We start from the raw sequence: 1,006 nt of genomic DNA, 5'->3' as shown, positions 1-1,006 counted from the left end.
TTAAAAACATTGTACCGTAAAAGAGGCATTCATTTGACCTTTTTGCTTTTACACAATTATATGGACTTTATCGGGATTTTTAGTAAAAGGAGTAGCGTAATGACTAAAATAATTTTAATCGGTATCATTACTATTCTTGGATTGGCAATAATTATAGAAATTATTGCGCGAATTTATATTTATCAAGGTAAGAAAATGAACGTGTCGGCTACTTGTTATGATGCATTAATGCAAATGTTGAGTCTCAAGAGGAGTGAATTGGAAGCGGAGAAGGAAAAAGTTCAGTTTATAGAAGCAAAAAAATATTATTATCATCCATTACAAAAAATAATCGCTCTTAATGATTACGCTTCTACAACAATTTATGCACACCTTGCATCTTTACATGAGGGGGGACATTATCGGTCAGCTAGTGAAAATAAGCAGAAAGAAAAAATGATTCAATTTTCTACAATTATTATTGCATTTAATCGATTAATCGTTATACCTTACTTTATTATCATTACATATATGATTGATTTTGAAAATGTTCCATCAACATTATTTATAAATGTATCGACAGCCTTTATTATTTTTTTTATCTTTGCAACAATTTTGAGATTCATATTTGGTCTGCCCGAAGAATATCGAGCTAGTCAAATTGCGTTAGAATATATAGGGGAAAATTATGATCAAAAAGTACTTAAGTTTTCAAAGAGCTCCTATCGTACGTTCTTTCTACAGTATTTTTTTCATGCGTTGCTATTCGGAGTTTCAATACCTTTTATTTATTGCATCATCTTTTTAATTGGAAGTTTGAGTTAAACAAAACATAAAAACAATATTAACACTGAAGCTTTCTATCCACTTCAATTACATCTCTATAATATAATAGTTCACTCTGCATATTAAGGGGGCGCCAATTTGTGTCGCTTAACTTTAATATCAGTTATTACTCAACTTTCGCACACTGAAATAGACAGATAGACCTTGATATAGTTGGGCAAACCTGTAATCCATTGCTGTA

Annotated in this window: 1 protein-coding gene; it reads left to right on the top strand. The window is 30.5% G+C overall.

Translation table 11 applies throughout. From position 1 onward, the window contains the following. Positions 1–99 precede the first annotated feature (99 nt). Positions 100–804: a zinc metallopeptidase gene (locus ABD814_RS10210; protein WP_344912820.1), complete on the top strand. Its 705-nt coding sequence runs from the start codon at positions 100–102 to the stop codon at positions 802–804. Positions 805–1,006 lie beyond the last annotated feature (202 nt).

Source organism: Amphibacillus indicireducens (genome assembly GCF_039539605.1).
In the GTDB taxonomy this organism is placed as follows: Bacteria; Bacillota; Bacilli; order Bacillales; family Amphibacillaceae; genus Amphibacillus; species Amphibacillus indicireducens.
Note: the sequence above shows the minus strand (reverse complement) of the source record. Positions and strands in the feature narration are given on the sequence as shown.

What these genes read in the sequence shown, in the direction of transcription:
- ABD814_RS10210 (WP_344912820.1), top strand. Translation starts at nt 100, where the DNA reads ATGACTAAAATAATTTTAATCGGTATCATTACTATTCTTGGATTGGCA.